The following is a 16,288-nucleotide window of genomic DNA, read 5'->3' on the forward strand; positions in this document are numbered from 1 at the left end:
CACGTCAACGGATGAGAACACCTGCGTGTCCAGTGCAACAGGTCTCAGCGATGCCTGCGGCTCATCTTCAACTAACTACCCCGTTTAGGTCATTCGTGCGTCTGTGGTGTGGCGGCTCGATAAGCTGACGCACACCCTTTTTCAAAGAAAATTGGGATTGTTTGGCTTGTATGGGGTAAAATTTAGTACCATGAACAGCCCTTTGCATGTAACGGTCAAGCAAGACGCGGCAATCAGGGCCCATTTACAACGAACAAAAGTGTACGGTGCCACATCATGTCAAGTTGACAGCGAAACTCGTAACCGAATATTCAAAGAAGACCTGCCGACGGAACACTCCGATCATTACGGCGAGAGGAGCATAATGTTCGATTGCAGGAGAGGGAAATGCTGCGTGCGCGCATTCGGTATACGTACCTTTTCGTAGAGGCGAGTTTCTGCCTGATTGCTTCTGCGGCCATGGCCGCAGAAGGCTGCCCGTCGCCGGTGGGATCGCTCGACTCCGTCCAGGGGGCGGTGGAGGTTCAGCGGGCGGGAACGACGGACTGGCTGCCGATCGGCCGGGGCGGCGCGCTATGCGTCGGTGACGTCGTCCGCGTCGGCGAGCTCGGGCGCATCGAGGCGAGCCTCGCCAATCAGGTGAAGTTCCGCAGCGACCAGAATTCGACCCTGCGGCTGATCAGCCCGCCGAAGGAACAGACGACACTGCTCGGCCTGTTGCGCGGCAGCATTTACTTTCTCAGCCACCAGCCGCGTTCGCTGACCGTCGATACGCCCTTCGTCAACGCCGCGGTCGAAGGCACCGAATTCCTGATTCGCGTGGCCGATGCCGAGACCCTCATCCATGTCTTCAATGGTCGCGTCATCGCCCGTAACGGTCATGGTGAACTCGCACTCGGCAACGGCGTGTCGGGAATCGCCCGTGCCAACGAAGCGCCGACCGACTATCTGCTGGTCCGTCCCTTCGACGCCGTGCAATGGGCGCTCTACTATCCGCCGGTCTTACCGCCCGCCGCCGCAGCGCCCGGGTTATCGCCGGACTTAAAGGCGGCGGTTGACCTTGCCGGTCAGGACCGGACAGCCGAGGCCTTCGCGCGATTCCAGGCGATTCCCGAAGCCGATCGCGGGGCGCGCTTCTATCTCTACCGCGCCCAAACCTTGCTTTCGGTCGGCCGTGTCGATGAAGCGGATGCGGACCTCGAATCGGCGTTGGCGCGCGATCCCGACGACGGCGCGGCTTACGGATTGCGCGCGATCATCGCGGTTGCGCGCAACCGGCGGGACGAGGCAATGGCGTTTGCTCAGCACGGCGTCGAGCTTGCGCCGAAGTCGGCGGCGGCGAAGATCGCCCTCTCCTACGCTCAGCAGTCGCGCTTCGAGATCGACGCCGCGCGGCACACGCTGGAAGCAGCGGTCACGGACGAGCCGGACAACCCGCTCGCCTGGGCACGCCTGTCCGAGCTTTGGCTGATGCTGGGCTATCGCGACCGTGCCATCGAGACCGCGAAGCGCGCGGAGGAGCTGGCGCCGGACTTCGCCAAGGTGCAGACGGTGCTCGGCTTCGCGGCGCTTTCGGAGATCGATACCCGCCGCGCCGAGCGCGCCTTCCGCCGGGCGATCGCGCTCGATTCGGCAAGCCCGCAGCCCCGCTTCGGCCTTGGGCTCGCCACCATCCGCGACGGTCACCTCAAGCGCGGCCGCGGCGAGATCGAAGCCGCGATGCTGCTCGATCCGGGCAATTCGCTGCTGCGCAGCTACCTCGGCAAGGCCTACTTCGAAGAGCGGACCACCGATCCCGTCAAATACATCGAAGAGATGTTCTCAGGACAGCCGCGTAACGAAAAGCTCGCCGCCGAGCAGTACGACCTCGCCAAGGAACTCGACCCGCTCGACCCCACGCCCTACCTCTATTCGGCGATCGAAAAGCAGAGCGAGAACCGCCCGGTCGAGGCGCTGCACGACATCCAGAAATCGATCGAGCTCAACGACAACCGCGCCGTCTACCGCTCGCGCGACCTCCTCGATCAGGATCAGGCCGCGCGCGGCACCAGCCTGGCACGCATTTACAACGATCTCGGCTTCGAGCAGCTCGGCATCAACGAGGCGACCAAGTCGCTCGCCTACGATCCCGCCAACGCCGGCGCCCACCGGTTTTTGTCTGATGTCTATGCCTCCCAACCCCGGCAGGAAATGGCACGCGTTAGTGAATTGCTCCAGGCGCAATTGCTCCAGGACGTCAATATTAATCCGGTCCAGCCGAGCCTTAGCGAAACAGATGTCAACGCGTCAACTCGCGTAGGACCAACAACACCAGGATTTAACGAATTTACGCCGCTATTTGCTCATAATGGAGCTCAACTTAATACGGCAACAACCGTAGGTAACAGATATACTTTTAATAACGAAGCTGTTGTGTCTGGGCTATATGACTGGATTTCTTTAAGTGCAGGCCAATTTTATTCAACCACTGAAGGATTCAGGGACAATAATCAATCGAATGAGCAAATATATGATATATTTGCTCAAGCCGCAGTGACGCCAGAAATAAATATTCAAGGAGAAGCGCGGCGCAGATACTCAAACTATGGGAACGTATCTATTGGTTACGATCCTGATATATTTGACCCTGTCGTAAAAACAGATACTGAAATCACATCAGAACGTGTTGGAGCTCGCTTTACTCCTGCTCCTGGTGTGAATCTTATCGGTTCGTTTATTCATACAGAACGCCATCAAAATGAAACACCACTACGACAAAAAGATGATGCAATACAAGGAGAAATACGTCAGGATTTCAGTGTTCCAATTGGCAATATAACGGCGGGCGTAAGTGCCTATAATGTCGATAGACGCCTAAGGCTATATCCAGATTTTTTAGATGAATTCAATAGTGATGAACATTCACATATACAACAAAATTCAGGATACATATATACAGATATAGACGTCGCAAAGAATACCATTGCTACGATTGGCTTGGGAATATCCGATTATCATGAGGCCGACTACCAATCGACAACGTTAGATCCAAAATTAGGGCTAAGATGGAGTCCATTAGAATTATTCGATGTTCGTCTATCCGCATTCAGATTAACTGTCCCATCTCGAACAACAAGACAAACAATTGAACCTACTCAGATTGCTGGATTTAATCAGTTCTTTGATTATGTCGACGGAACGGATATGTGGAGTTATGGTGCTGGCATTGATGTGCATCTTTCAAAAGAAATAAGTGTTGGTGTAGAAGCTATAAGGCAAAATCTCGATGAGCCAGTTATTTTCCCCACTATACCTAAGACTGTACACGAAGATCGTGAGCAGACTATAGTATCTGGATACGCAAATTGGTCGCCATATAATCGAGTATCATTATCAGCAAAAATTTTACGTGATTATTATCAGGCAAATTCTGATGCAAATGCTGAGCTACCGAATGAAATAAATACATGGAGCATCCCATTGACGGCGCGATATTTTGATCCATCAGGATTGTTTGGCGTAGTGCAGGGAACTATCGTTCATCAAAACGTCAATAGATCCGCTACGTCGACACAGCCAGAAGGTGATGATGGCTTCTTTTTGCTAAATATGAGTGTTGGTTATAGACTTTCGGAACGTCGTGGGCTTGCTGGATGCTCTGTTAACAATTTATTGGATAAACATTTTAAATATCAGGACGATAATCCTCGTAGATTTACTGGAGAAAATATAAATATAAGCCCGTATATACCAGAGAGAATGTTTTTTTGTAGCGTAACATTTTCACTTTGAGCATAAAGTGTATGATGCTCACAATATAGGGGAGTATGTATGATGGTAACATACGTGCCATTTAGAGATATTATTGAGGCTAAATTAGCTGAAGCGATAAACAGCGGGGTGGCGAGCGTTATTCTAAAAGTTGGAGATGAGACGTACGAAATCGTATCTGAAGAGCGCTATCAAGAATTCGCCGCCATTGATGACGCTGGTGACGCGGATTTTAAATTTCCTGAACAAAGTGAGAGTCAAGGTCTCCAACAAAATGAGGAATCATTCCGAATAAGGAGGCGCCCAAGCCGAGAAGAACTTGTGAGTAAAGGATGGGTGTGTGACCAGTTAGAAGGTGATCCACCGACGTGCATATGCAGCTGGCGTGGAATTTCTGTGCCGGCTGGTGAACCATAGTAAATCATCTGAAATTTAATTGAATCGCGTGTGTAAGTCTGCGTATGAGTAAGCATGTGTATAAAGTAACGTTCAGAAATACCAAACGATAAATGTAGTGGTGGATCGATCGTTCCAAGATACTGCTCTGTTTTGGGGGTTTAAGGCGTCCTTTGCAGGGATTATACTTGGAGCGATTGCAGCTTTGTTCGCGGTCTTACCTGCTGGCCGCACGCTGGAGGGAGACGTCGGGCTTGCGTGGCTGTTCCGGCTGCGCGGGCCCGTCGCGCCGCCGCCGGGGGTGGCGGTGGTTGCCATTGACGAGCGCTCGGCGATCGCGCTTGGGCTAAGGGAAACGCCACGGGACTGGCCGCGGTCTCTGCACGGCCGTCTGGTCGCCGCCCTCGTCGACCAGGGAGCGGAGGTCATTGCCTTCGATATGATCTTCGGACGCCCGCAGTCGGAGCATGAAGATGCGTCGTTCGCGCGGGCGATCGCCGCTGCCGGTCGGGTGCTGCTGGTCGAGCCGATGGAGCGGCGGTGTGAGCGGGGTGGTGGCGCGCAGGCGCCGCCGGTCTGCATCGATAAGGTGCAGCGGCCGATTTCGCTTTTCGCCGATGCCGCGTGGGGACTGGCGCCGTTTCCTCTGCCGCGGATTCCGGACGCGCGGGTCAGCGCCTTTTGGGCGTTCCTCGGCGCGCTTGACGACCTTCCGACGCTGCCGGCGCTGGCGGTGCACGCGCGCGTCTTGCGTCGCGGCGAAGCTTGGCAGCGTTTGTTTCATGAAGCCTCCAACGGCATTATCGGGCGTACGACAACGATCGAAACGGAAACGCGTTTCCTGCGCCGTACCGCACGGGCCGGGCTGCCGCTCGACCCATTGTTGCCGGGCGGCGAAATCGGCGCCATTTCCGCGCCGGAATCCGCCGAGCGCGCGGCGCTGCGCGAGGCGATCCAGTTCCTTTACTCTGGCGAGGACAGCCGCGTCCTCAATTTCTACGGTCCCCCCGGCACCATTCGCCACATCCCTTACGCCCGTCTCGTTGTCGATGCCGATGGTGACTCGAGCCGGCAAGATCTTGGTCTCAAGGGCGCGGCGGTGTTCGTCGGCGCATCCGAATTGGGCAAGCCGAGCCAGGGGGACTATTTCCGCACCGTCTTTCCGCGCGCCGACGGTGTCGAGATGAGCGGCGCCGAAATTGCCGCGACCGCCTACGCCAACCTTCTCGAGGGCACGACACTGCGTCCACTGGGGCCGCCGCCCATCTTCGCTTTGCTCTGCGCGCTAGGCGCCCTTTTCTGCGGCTGCGCCTACTCTCTCACTCCGCGCGCGGCTGCCGCGGCGACCGTGGCACTCACTCTCGCTTACGTGGCGTTCGCCTCCTTGCTGTTCGACGTCGCGGCAATTTGGCTGCCGCTCGCCGTCCCTCTGCTCATTGTGCTTCCAAGTACGGTCGCCGTCGGTGGCACAGGGCAGCTGCTCCGCGCGCGCCACCAGCGTGCCGCCGCCGAGGAGGAGAGGGAAACGGCGGTCGAAGAGAACCTGGCCCGGTCGACTTTCGTCGCCACGGTGAGCCACGAAATCCGCACTTTGCTGAACTGGGTGACCGGCTTGGTTGAGCGACTGGACAATGCCGGCCTGGACGATATCGAGCGCGGGGTGGTCGCACAGGTCCGCCAATTCTCCAACAATTTGCTGCAACTTCTCAACGACGTCCTCGACATGGCGAAAATGGAAGCCGGCGAGCTCCGCTTCGCTCCCGAGACGGTGGCCGTGCGGCCACTGGTCCGCAGCGTCATCGACATGTTGCGCCCGAATGCGGCGGCGAAGGGGCTGGAGCTTTCGCTGGAAGTCTCGAGCAGCGTTCCGCAGGCGGTGATCGCGGACCCGCTGCGCCTCTGCCAGATCCTGTGGAACCTCGGCGGCAACGCCGTCAAGTTTACTGACCGCGGGTCTGTCAACGTCCGACTCGACACTGAGGGTGGCGGCAGCGCCGAGGCGATGCTGGTGCTATCAGTCGCCGATACCGGGATTGGCATTCCAGAGGCGGCGCAGTCGACGCTATTCGCCCCGTTCCACCAGGCGGACGCGAGGACCGCCCACACGTACGGCGGCAGCGGTCTGGGGCTTTCCATCGTCCACCGGCTGGCTGACATGATGGGCGGGACGATCGTTTTGTCCAGCCGGCCGGGCGAGGGCTCGACGTTCACCGTACAGTTGCCGCTGACACTCCCGCCCGCAGACGAGGAGACCGGAGGAGTCGTGCCGGCGTTTGACGGGCTCGCGGATCAGCCGGTGCCGGAATTAGTGCCGGAACTGGCGCCGGGACGCCCCGTCGGCGGGACTTCGGTTGGACTGCCGCGGCCGGCGGCCGGCGAAGTTCTGGTCGCCGAGGACGATCCGCTCAACCGCATGCTGATCGAGGGCCAGCTCGCGAGCCTCGGCTTGAGGGCGTGCGTGTGCGCCGACGGCGCCGAAGCCTGGAGCAGCCTGCAGCAACGGCCGGCCGCCGTGCTGATCACCGACCGGCACATGCCGACCGGCCTATCCGGCGTCGACCTTGCCCGCCGTGTCCGTGCCGTCGAGCGTTTCGCGGGCGTCCGTATCATCGGTCTCACCGCGGATGCGCGGCCGGAGGCGAGAAGGGAGTGTCTGGACGCTGGCATGGATCTCGTCCTATCGAAGCCACTGAAGCCGAGCGATCTGCCGAACGCTTTCCTCCGCCTTGACATCTCGTTCGGCATTGCGGTCGAGCCTCCGCGCGAACCCGCCGTCACCCACGCGCCCGATGGTGATGCGATCTTCGATGCCGAGAACCTCATCCGGATGTTCGGGAGCTTGGAGGGGCAGGCCAGTCAAATCCTTTCGGATTTCGTCAAGCGAGCGGAGGAGGTTGTCGCGGAGACGAAACGCGCTGCCGATGAGCGCGACGCGGCTCGTGTCCGAAACGAAGCGCATCGCATGGCCGGTTGCAGCGGCTCTGTCGGTGCCATCAGATTCGGCCGGGTGTTCAGCGCAATCGAGGCGGCGGCGATTACGGCGGACTGGGCACACGTCGATCGTATCGTTGGGACTCTCGACAGCGAGCTGGCCGAAGTCGTGCATGCCATAGCCGGTCTTGATGCCGAAGGAAACGGTCAGGCCGCGGTCAGCAGTCGGCCATCTGGTAGCCGACGTTCGTTATCGTCCGGATGATCCGCTGATCCGCCGGCTTGCCCGCGCATCCGAGTTTGGTGCGCAGGTGGCTGATATGCACATCAACCGTCCTGTCCTGTGGCGCATCGGCGCCATGACCCAGCGCATCGAGCAGCATGTCGCGCGATAGCGTCCGCCCCTTCGCCAGCGCCAGCGCGCAGAGCAGGCGAAACTCGGCTGGCGTAAGGACGATATTTCGGCCGCTCGAGTCCGACAGCGCGTGTCCTTCCGTATCGAGTGTAAAGCCGGCGAACGTCAGATAACGGCGACGAGCGGCATTGCTGTCGGCCTCGGTTGGCCGATACCGACGGACCACGGCGCTCACGCGCGCAATCAGTTCCTCGGTTTTCCAGAACTTGGAAACGTAGTCGTCCGCACCTATGGCGAGGCCGGCGATGCGGTCGGCATCGTCGGCGTAGGCGCTCAGCATGACGACGGGGACGTCCGAATGTCGTCGCAGCTGCCGCAGTAGGACGAGGCCGTCTTCATCGGGAAGCGCTCTGTCGAGAAGAATCAATGTCGGCTTGCGGTGCTCCAGCTTCTCGTGCATCTGCCGGCCGGTCGCCGCCTGATCCACCAAGTAGCCTTCCTTCGCGAAGCAGCGCGCCAGCAGGTCGCGCGTGAACGGATCGTCCTCGACAATGAGAATAGTCGGCTGACCCATGACCCTCCCGGCCTTGCGAAAAACCCTCGCGGACGACCGCGACGGCGATCCGGCTGATCGAGACGTGGATACGATCTTCTCGGTCGCGGGTCACAAGCCCGATCGCGACGGGGTTATTACACGAAAATACGCTGTATGTAGGCTAGAGCAGTTTGAGGTTGCAGGGAATCGGTGGTTGTGCGTCCGGGGCATCGGCCGCGCCGCCACGCCGCTTTGATCGTCTCGACCAAGGCGGTGCTGGGCGGGCATAGACCGGAGGTGTGGGTCTTTGACCGCTACGCCGGCCAGCAGAACTTGGCGCCGGCTTCCGCTCCGACTGGGAGCTCACGGATCGAAGCCGGCCCCCGCTTCGCCACCGGCGGCGCCCGCGGGTTGGTAACGAGAGCCATGGCTCTCGTTAGATCGGTTGGCGGGAAGACTGGGCCGACGTCGTCGCTGACTGCAACTTTGCCCGCCGCTTCCAAACGCCGATTCTCAATACTGCAAGGCCTTACGGCAGATGCGTTCGTACGCAAAATCGGGACAACCGAGCCCCAGCGATTCAGGCCCAAACCGAGCCATGACATGCCAGGAGCAAACATGTGCCAATCGCCCCGGCTCATTTCCGGACAGCGGACTTGCAACGGTGGCGTGACCGGCGCGGCAAGCCTTTGCATCGCCGGGACAAGATTGTTAAAGTGCCGCCCGCTCGCTCGTAACGGGTAAGGGTTCACCGTCGGTTGCCGGAAACGCCACGGCGTTGCGTGCGGCCCTCCACCGAAATTTGGCACTCATTCGATGAAGATCGTCGCCTGTAATAGCAACCGGCCCCTCGCCGAAGCGATCGCGGCATACCTGGAATTGCCGGTGTGCAAGGCCAGCATCCGCCGATTCTCGGACATGGAAGTGTTCGTCGAGATCCACGAGAACGTTCGTGGCGAAGACGTCTTCGTCATCCAGTCGACGTCCTACCCGGCGAACGACAACGTTATGGAGCTGCTGGTCACGCTGGACGCGCTGCGCCGCGGCTCGGCGCGGCGGATCACCGCAGTCATTCCCTACTACGGCTACGGCCGCCAGGATCGCAAGTCGGGTCCGCGCACGCCGATCTCCGCCAAGCTCGTCGCCAACCTGATCACCGTCTCCGGGGCCGACCGGGTGCTCACCCTCGACCTGCACGCCGGGCAGATTCAGGGCTTTTTCGATATTCCCCTCGATAATCTCTATGCCGCGCCCGAGTTCACCAGCGATCTGCGCCGTCGCTACCATACCGATGACCTTTTGATCGTCTCTCCCGACATCGGCGGAGTGCTGCGGGCGCGCAGCATCGCCAAGCGGCTGAAAGGCGACCTTGCCATCGTCGATAAGCGCCGCGAGCGCGCCGGCGTCTCCGAGGTGATGCACGTCATCGGCGATGTCCGTGACCGGCGCTGCGTGCTGATCGATGACATCGTCGATTCCGCCGGGACGCTGTGCAACGCGGCGCGGGCCCTGAAGGAGTATGGCGCCGCATCGGTCGCCGCCTATGCGACGCACGGCGTGCTCTCGGGCGGCGCCGTTTCGCGCGTTTCCGCATCGCCGATTGAAAAACTTATTATCACTGATAGCATCCCGGCGACGGAGGCGGTCCGCGCGTCTCATAATATCGAGCAGATCTCGATCGCGCCGCTGATGGCCGAGGCGATGCGGCGAATCAGCGAGGAAACGTCTGTTTCCAGCTTGTTCGACTGAGCTCGGATCGGTTAAACAACCGACCCTTTGGATATAGCCGTCGCCTCGGCGCCGAATTTTCGGCAAGAAGCGCGGCCGCGATGCATCGTGAATGTCGATGTCCCGGTACCATATACCCCTCCCGCTGGGCGGGTGGCTCTGATCGGGATCGATTTTGAGGAGTATGAAGGTATGTCAGATGTCGTCAGCCTCGCCGCCGAGGTCCGTGGACGCGCCGGCAAGGGCGGAGCCCGTGCGCAGCGCCGGGCGGGCCGCATTCCGGCGATCATCTATGGGAACAAGGTCGATCCGGTCATGATCGCCATCGAAGCCACCGAACTGGACCGGCATCTGCGGCGTCCCCGGATTCCTCGCCCACGTCTTCGAGATCGATACCGGGCTCGGCAAGGAACGCGTTCTGCCGCGCGAGGTGCAGCATGATCCGGTGTCCGGCGCCCCACTGCACGTCGATTTCATGCGTTTCAGCGCGTCTAGTCGCGTGCATGTCGAGGTCGAGATCAAGTTCGAGAACGAAGCCAAGGCGCCGGGCCTCAAGCTGGGCGGAGTGCTCAACATCGTCCAGCACACGCTCAATCTGATCTGCTCACCGGACGCGATCCCGGAATCGATCAGCATCGATCTTACCGGCCTCGGTCTCGGCGACGTCATTCACGCCGCCGCGATCCAGCTTCCGGCCGGCAGCGAACTCGGCGATGACGATCCGGAAGCGACGATCGCCACCATCGCCGCGCCCTCGACCGGTGAGGTCGCCGAGGAGGCGGGCGAGGCGGAGGTCGAAGTGGCGGCCGAGAAGACCGCCTGATCGATCGCCGGCGACGGGGCCGGGGCGGCCGGCACGGATGGACGGTGATCGGCTTCTGCTGGTCGGTCTCGGCAATCCGGGAGCGAAATACGCCGACAACCGCCATAACATCGGGTTCATGGCGGTTGACGCGATCGCGCGGCGCTTCGGGTTTACTCCTTATCGCACCCGCTTCGCCGGTGAGCTCGCTCAGGGCCGGCTCGGCGGAGAGGAGACCCTGGCGCTGCGGCCGATGACGTTCATGAACTGCTCCGGGCGCTCGGTGGCCGAGGCGGCGCGATTCTACAAAATTCCGCCGGCACGCGTGATCGTCTTTCATGATGAGCTCGACCTCGCCGCCGGCAAGGTGCGGATCAAGCGCGGTGGCGGCGCTGCGGGTCACAACGGCCTGCGCAGTATCGACGCTCTTTACGGCAACGACTACCGGCGGGTTCGCCTCGGCATCGGTCACCCGGGCGACAAACGCCGCGTGCTGGGATACGTGCTCGACGACTTCGACGACCTGGACCGGGCCTGGCTCGATCCGTTGCTCGTCGCCGTTGCCGACTACGCGCCCCTGCTCGCCGGCGGAGAGGACGCCGCGTTCATGAGCAAGGTGGCGATGGCACTGGCGCCACCGCGCGAAAAGCCGGACCGCAAGAACGCGGCGGCAACCCTCTCCGCGCCGGAGAAGGAACAGAACTAAGATGGGTTTTAACTGTGGGATTGTCGGTCTGCCCAATGTTGGCAAATCGACGCTGTTTAACGCGCTGACGGCGAGTGCCGCGGCGGCGGCGGCGAATTTCCCCTTCTGTACCATCGAGCCCAACGTTGGCCGCGTCGCGCTGCCCGATGAGCGCCTCGCTCGCATCGCCGCGATTGCCAAATCGGCGAAGATCGTGCCGACTCAGCTTGAGTTCGTCGACATCGCGGGGCTCGTCGAGGGGGCTAGCCGCGGCGAGGGTCTCGGCAATCAGTTCCTCGGCCACATCCGCGAGGTTGATGCCGTCATTCACCTGCTGCGCTGCTTTGACGATTCCGACGTGGTGCATGTCGGCGGCGCGATTGATCCGTTGCATGACGCCGAGATCATCGAGATGGAGCTGATGCTGGCCGATCTCGAGAGCCTCGAGCGCCGGCTGACCGGTCTCGTCAAGCGGGCGCGTGGCGGAGAGCGGGAGGCGAAGGAGGCGATGGCGCTGTCCGAACGGGCGGTCGCGTTGCTGCGTGAAGGGCGCCCGGCGCGCGCGCTCGCCGTCGCCGAGGATGAACGCAAAGCGTTCGCCAGCCTGCAATTGCTGACGGCCAAGCCGGTCCTCTACGTCTGCAATGTCGGGGAGGACGACGCCGCCGAGGGAAACGATCTGACCCGGCGCGTCGCCGGGCGTGCGGCGGAGGAGGGGGCTGGGGCCGTCGTCATTTCCGCCCGCATCGAGGCCGAGGTCGCCGAATTGCCGGAGGAAGATCGCGCGGAATATCTCGCCAGCCTCGGGTTGGTCGAGACCGGCCTCGCGCAGGTGATCCATGCCGGTTATCGGCTGCTCGACCTGATCACCTACTTTACCGCGGGACCGAAGGAGAGTCGCGCCTGGACCATCCGGCGCGGCACGCGCGCCCCTGGTGCCGCCGGTGTCATTCATTCCGACTTCGAAAAAGGCTTCATTCGCGCCGAGACCATCGCCTACGACGACTTCATCGCCCTCGGCGGCGAGCAGGCGGCGCGCGACGCCGGTCGAATGCGCTCCGAGGGCCGCGATTACGTGGTCGCCGACGGCGATATCATGCTGTTCCGTTTCAACGTCTGAGCAGGAGCCTGATCGTCGTCACCCGGAGGCGTTGGGCGTCGGCACGCGGCACGGCCTATTGCTTCGTGTCGCTCTTGTCCGGCGTGTAGCCTTGCTCGCTCAGGATCGGCTGCGCCGCGTCGGACTTCACGAAGCTGACAAAGCTGTGGACCAGCGGCGACGCTTTGCTACGCGTCACCAAGTAGAGGGTTTTCACCAGCCTGTAGCGTCCCGCGTCCATCTCGCCGACACTGGCATCGACGCCGTTGACGGCGAGCGCGCGCAGGGGCCGATGCTCGGCGACGATCTGCCCGAGCGTGCTTGTGCCGATCGCGCCGAGCACGGATTCCAGGGCATCGGCATTCGTCTGGTCGGTTTGCGCAACGATCACCCCCGGCCGCTCGTAAGCGAGATCGACGGCCCGGCGCATCGCGTCCGACATCGCCTGCAGTATGTGCGTATCGCTGTCGGTTGGCGACCGCAATACCAGCCGGATCGGCGTCTTGTCCGGCCAAGCGGTGATCTCGCCCGCGTAGACGCGGACGAGGTCAGCTTCGGTGAAGCCGGTAACAGACGACATCCGGGTCGCAAACACAAAAGGGGTGCGCGCATAGGCCGTGCTGACGAGGCCTTCGGTGCCCTCGTCATATTCGGCGGGAAGCGCGCTCACGGCGACATCGAGGGCGCCGGCGAGCAGCGCCCGGATTCCGCCGGAAGACCCGAGACCTGGCATGACCTTCACCGTCGTGCCCGGCTGCGTGCCGGCGAAGGTGTCGGCAAGGCGTTCGATGTTGGCGAGTGCGGCGCCGGTGCCGCCGATCCGGATCTCCTCAGCGCGCACGCCGTTCATCGCAAACGATGTGACGATTGCGAACAGCGCGGCGCACACGGTCAACCGTGTGGCTGAGCGAGCAAGGCATACGGTAGTGGTGCGAAAAAACGGCATGGTCGACCTCGGCAATGGGCAGGCGACAGATTACGTCGACCAATGGCAGCGACGGAGCATCACTCAACCACCGTACGCGAGATCAGATGGATAAACGGTAAACGAGCACGTGCCTACGCGCAAGTCCGGATGCGCGCGCGAAATTCAACCGCGGGGCGTAATGTGGGCGCGACGCTGATGTAAAGGCGCCTGCGGAGTGACGCTTGCAGGGTGGCGCCTGGCGGTGGCTCAGGTCAGCAGGAAATGCGCGTGCGCGGCGGCGACCAGGCGATCGCAATCCTCCTGCCACGCGGCGACGCGCACGTTCGCAACCTGCCGTCCCTGGCGGATGACGGTGCCGCGGGCGAACGTATCGACCGCGCGGCATGGCCGCAGGTAATCGATCGAAGCATTGACGATCTTGGGAACGACGGCGATGTCGGTCTCAACCAGAAGATGCATCATCGCCGCGTGTTCGAGCAGTGCGCCGATGACGCCGCCGTGAATCGCCCGAACGACGAAGTTGCCGATGTTGCTTTCACGAAAGCGAAGGACGGTGACGAGACCGTCCTCGTCGCGCATCAGCTCGATACCCATCGTCCGCGCGTAAGGCACGAGATCGTTAAGTGCGGCGAAGTCACCGCTCGATCGCAGCGCCTCGATCGAGGTCAGCATGTCTCGTTCGTCCCTTGACTGCCGGCCGCCGAGGCGCTGAAGCCGACGCCGCCCAGCATGAACGTTCCGGTGCAATGCGCCACCGGCTTCTCATCCGGTCCAAAGAAGGCGATGCCGCGGACGAAGGCAATGCTCGTCGTCGTGCGGTAGCATTCGGCGGACGCGCGGATGGCCTCGCCGGGAGGCGCCGGGCGCAGATAATCGATCCTGAGATCAAGGGTGGCGAGCGGCGTTCCTTCCGGTACCGAGGCCATCACCACCAGACCGCAGAGCGTATCGAGCAGGGCCGTGATCACGCCGCCATGCATGATGCCGCTTGTGGCATCGACGGCAAGCCGCTCGTCGTAGGCGACGCTCATTATGCCGCTGCCGCGCCGGACCTCTTCCAGGCGCATGCCAAGGAGACGACAGTGAGGGATCTCGGCGAAAGCGGCGACGATCTTGGCGAGATCGGGACGGGGGGCAGGCGTGCTCGGCGACATGCTGGCTGGGATACTCTCGGTGAGGCGAGCAATCGCAGTCTCGACGAGATCGCTTCATATCAGCATTATCGCCGCGCGCGAAGCGCTTTGGCCGGCGGAATGGCAGCATTGCGCGGGCTCGCGCGCGTCCGGCACAAGCGGCCGCCTCAGCATTCCGGTCGGGGTCCACCAGCGTAGGCAGAAAAGGAGGGACAAAATGGGCGAGGTCATCCGATTGCGGGCCGAGGATGGGCACGAGTTTACCGCCTGGCATGCGGAAACGGTTCCGCCGCGCAAGGGCGCGGTGGTCGTCGTCCAGGAGATTTTCGGCGTCAACGCCCATATCCGTTCCGTCTGCGAGCGCTTTGCCGCCGCTGGCTACACGGCAATCGCCCCGGCGCTGTTCGACCGGCTGCGTTCAGGTGTCGAGCTTGGCTATGATGAGGCGGGCATCGTCGAAGGCCGCGACCTCGTCGCCGCGCTCGGCTGGGACTCGCCGATGCGCGAGATCGCGGCATCAGCCAAGGCGCTGCGTGCCGACGGCGCGGTCGGCGTCGTCGGCTACTGCTGGGGCGGCTCGGTCACGTTCCTTGCCGCCTGTCGTCTCAACATCGGCTGCGCTGCTGCGTATTATGGCCGCCATATCGTTGACTTTCTCAGCGAGCGCCCACGCTGCCCCGTCACCTTCCATTTTGGCGCCGAGGATGCGCTAATCCCCGCTGAAAACGTCGAAAAGGTGCGAGCGGCCTATCCCCAGGCGCCATTGTGGGTCTACGACGGTGCGGGTCATGGCTTCAATTGCGATCAACGCCCTGATTTTCGACCCGCCGCCGCCAACGCTGCCCTGATCCGCACGCTCGATTTGTTCGCCCAGCACCTGACCTGATGCTGCTGACGGTTACGCGCCATTTTTTCGATGGTTGGGGCGCCGCAGCGACCTGATGTTGCAGCAAGACGGGCGCGCGGGCTTAGCGCCCTGGGCGCGCGAACCTCTGGTTCGTGGAACGATGCAGGGGTATAGTCCTTCCCAATGACGTGAGTGTCCGCTGGCACCTCGTTGGCGGTCTACCGCGTAGTGAGAGGGGAGGCCGTGGATGGAAATCGTCAGGGACCTGATGGTTCCACTCGAAGACTATAGTCATGTTTCGGTCGGAACGTCTCTGCGCGATGCCATCACCGCGCTGGCTCAAGTGATGACGGGGCCGTCCGCGGTTCCGTTTCGGCCCAGAGATCGCGGCGTTCTCGTTCAGGACCGCGCCGGCCGCGTCATCGGTAAGCTTTCCTTATGGGACTTGTTGGACGGCCTGAAGCCGCATTTCGAGCCTCCGATCGATCCGTTTGGCACAGTCGACGACCGCCTGTTGTGGAGTCAATGGTTGCGCGCGGATCTCGCCCCACGGATCGGCGCGATCCGCGTCGAGGATCTGCTGCGCAAGCCAGCCGACGATGAGATCATCGACGAAGACGCGCCCCTCGACCTTGCGGTGCACCGGCTGATCCGCAAGCGCCAGCTGTCACTGCTGGTCATGCGCGGCGAGGTAATCACGGGCGTGCTCCGCCTCAGCGACGTATTCAAGGCGGTCAACGAGTTGATTCGATCTACCGGCGTTCAAACCGAACCCGCCTGATCCTGCGCCCGAGGACCGGCGCGCGCTCGCCGCCGCGTCCTCGCCTCAACCTCATACGATCCGATCTTGTCCGCGAGGCGAGACCCGCGGATGGGCAAGCTGCGGCTGTCCGCAATATGCGAATAATGCGCATTCGCATTATTTATATACGCCAAGTATATATTTGCCGATTTCGGCATGGCTTGTTTTTATATGAGGAAAGCTGGAGCCTTATAAGCACTTGATCTGCGTGAATACGAGACGATGCCGGTCGAGTCCACGCCACCTTTGGCGGCGAAACTGAGAAAAAGGCTCACACAGTCATGATTCCTGACGCGT

At 61.6% G+C, this 16,288-nt stretch carries 12 protein-coding genes and 1 pseudogene; 9 read left to right on the top strand and 4 right to left on the bottom strand.

Annotated features, from left to right (window positions below):
* The first annotated feature begins 387 nt into the window (after positions 1-387).
* The 3 genes from IPK66_12585 (at position 388) to IPK66_12595 (ending at position 7,342) form a co-directional block, all read left to right on the top strand.
* Positions 388-3,771, top strand: coding sequence for a tetratricopeptide repeat protein (locus IPK66_12585; GenBank protein ID MBK8176058.1), 3,384 nt, complete (start codon positions 388-390; stop codon positions 3,769-3,771).
* A gap of 39 nt (positions 3,772-3,810) precedes the next feature.
* The gene (locus tag IPK66_12590; GenBank protein MBK8176059.1) at positions 3,811-4,167 is read left to right on the top strand and encodes a hypothetical protein; all 357 of its coding nucleotides are present in this window, start codon (positions 3,811-3,813) and stop codon (positions 4,165-4,167) included.
* 184 nt (positions 4,168-4,351) lie between these two features.
* The gene (locus IPK66_12595) at positions 4,352-7,342 is read left to right on the top strand and encodes a CHASE2 domain-containing protein (GenBank protein MBK8176060.1); all 2,991 of its coding nucleotides are present in this window, start codon (positions 4,352-4,354) and stop codon (positions 7,340-7,342) included.
* Here the strand turns inward: IPK66_12595 and IPK66_12600 are convergent.
* Positions 7,296-8,006, bottom strand: a complete 711-nt coding sequence (locus IPK66_12600) for a response regulator transcription factor (protein ID MBK8176061.1) — start codon at positions 8,004-8,006, stop codon at positions 7,296-7,298. The genes IPK66_12595 and IPK66_12600 overlap by 47 nt on opposite strands.
* A gap of 777 nt (positions 8,007-8,783) precedes the next feature.
* Between IPK66_12600 and IPK66_12605 the strand changes: the two genes are divergently transcribed.
* From IPK66_12605 to ychF, 4 genes and pseudogenes are all read left to right on the top strand, one after another.
* On the top strand, positions 8,784-9,716 hold the full coding sequence (locus IPK66_12605) for a ribose-phosphate pyrophosphokinase (protein ID MBK8176062.1): 933 nt from the start codon (positions 8,784-8,786) through the stop codon (positions 9,714-9,716).
* Between the two features lie 171 nt (positions 9,717-9,887).
* Positions 9,888-10,518, top strand: a pseudogene (locus IPK66_12610) (50S ribosomal protein L25/general stress protein Ctc).
* 37 nt (positions 10,519-10,555) lie between these two features.
* Entirely contained in the window at positions 10,556-11,203 is a 648-nt protein-coding gene (locus IPK66_12615; GenBank protein MBK8176063.1) for an aminoacyl-tRNA hydrolase, read from the top strand.
* A 1-nt stretch (position 11,204) separates the two neighbouring features.
* Positions 11,205-12,302, top strand: a complete 1,098-nt coding sequence (ychF, locus tag IPK66_12620) for a redox-regulated ATPase YchF (GenBank protein ID MBK8176064.1) — start codon at positions 11,205-11,207, stop codon at positions 12,300-12,302.
* A 55-nt stretch (positions 12,303-12,357) separates the two neighbouring features.
* Here the strand turns inward: ychF and IPK66_12625 are convergent, their stop codons facing one another.
* The 3 genes from IPK66_12625 to IPK66_12635 all read right to left on the bottom strand — a co-directional run bounded on the left by IPK66_12625 (position 12,358) and on the right by IPK66_12635 (position 14,363).
* Positions 12,358-13,227, bottom strand: coding sequence for a substrate-binding domain-containing protein (locus IPK66_12625; GenBank protein ID MBK8176065.1), 870 nt, complete (start codon positions 13,225-13,227; stop codon positions 12,358-12,360).
* Between the two features lie 228 nt (positions 13,228-13,455).
* On the bottom strand, positions 13,456-13,881 hold the full coding sequence (locus IPK66_12630) for a PaaI family thioesterase (protein ID MBK8176066.1): 426 nt from the start codon (positions 13,879-13,881) through the stop codon (positions 13,456-13,458).
* Complete coding sequence (locus IPK66_12635; protein ID MBK8176067.1) at positions 13,875-14,363, bottom strand: PaaI family thioesterase; 489 nt, start codon at positions 14,361-14,363, stop codon at positions 13,875-13,877. The genes IPK66_12630 and IPK66_12635 overlap by 7 nt, the downstream gene beginning before the upstream one ends.
* Before the next feature lie 196 nt (positions 14,364-14,559).
* On the opposite strand from IPK66_12635, the gene IPK66_12640 reads away from it, so the two are divergent.
* Entirely contained in the window at positions 14,560-15,228 is a 669-nt protein-coding gene (locus tag IPK66_12640) for a dienelactone hydrolase family protein (GenBank protein MBK8176068.1), read from the top strand.
* Positions 15,229-15,436: 208 nt separating this feature from the next.
* Positions 15,437-15,970 (top strand): hypothetical protein, encoded by a 534-nt coding sequence (locus tag IPK66_12645; protein MBK8176069.1) that lies wholly within the window; start codon positions 15,437-15,439, stop codon positions 15,968-15,970.
* The last annotated feature ends 318 nt before the right edge of the window (positions 15,971-16,288 follow it).

The sequence above is a fragment of the Rhodospirillales bacterium genome, from assembly GCA_016712595.1.
In the GTDB taxonomy this organism is placed as follows: Bacteria; Pseudomonadota; Alphaproteobacteria; order Rhodospirillales; family Defluviicoccaceae; genus Defluviicoccus.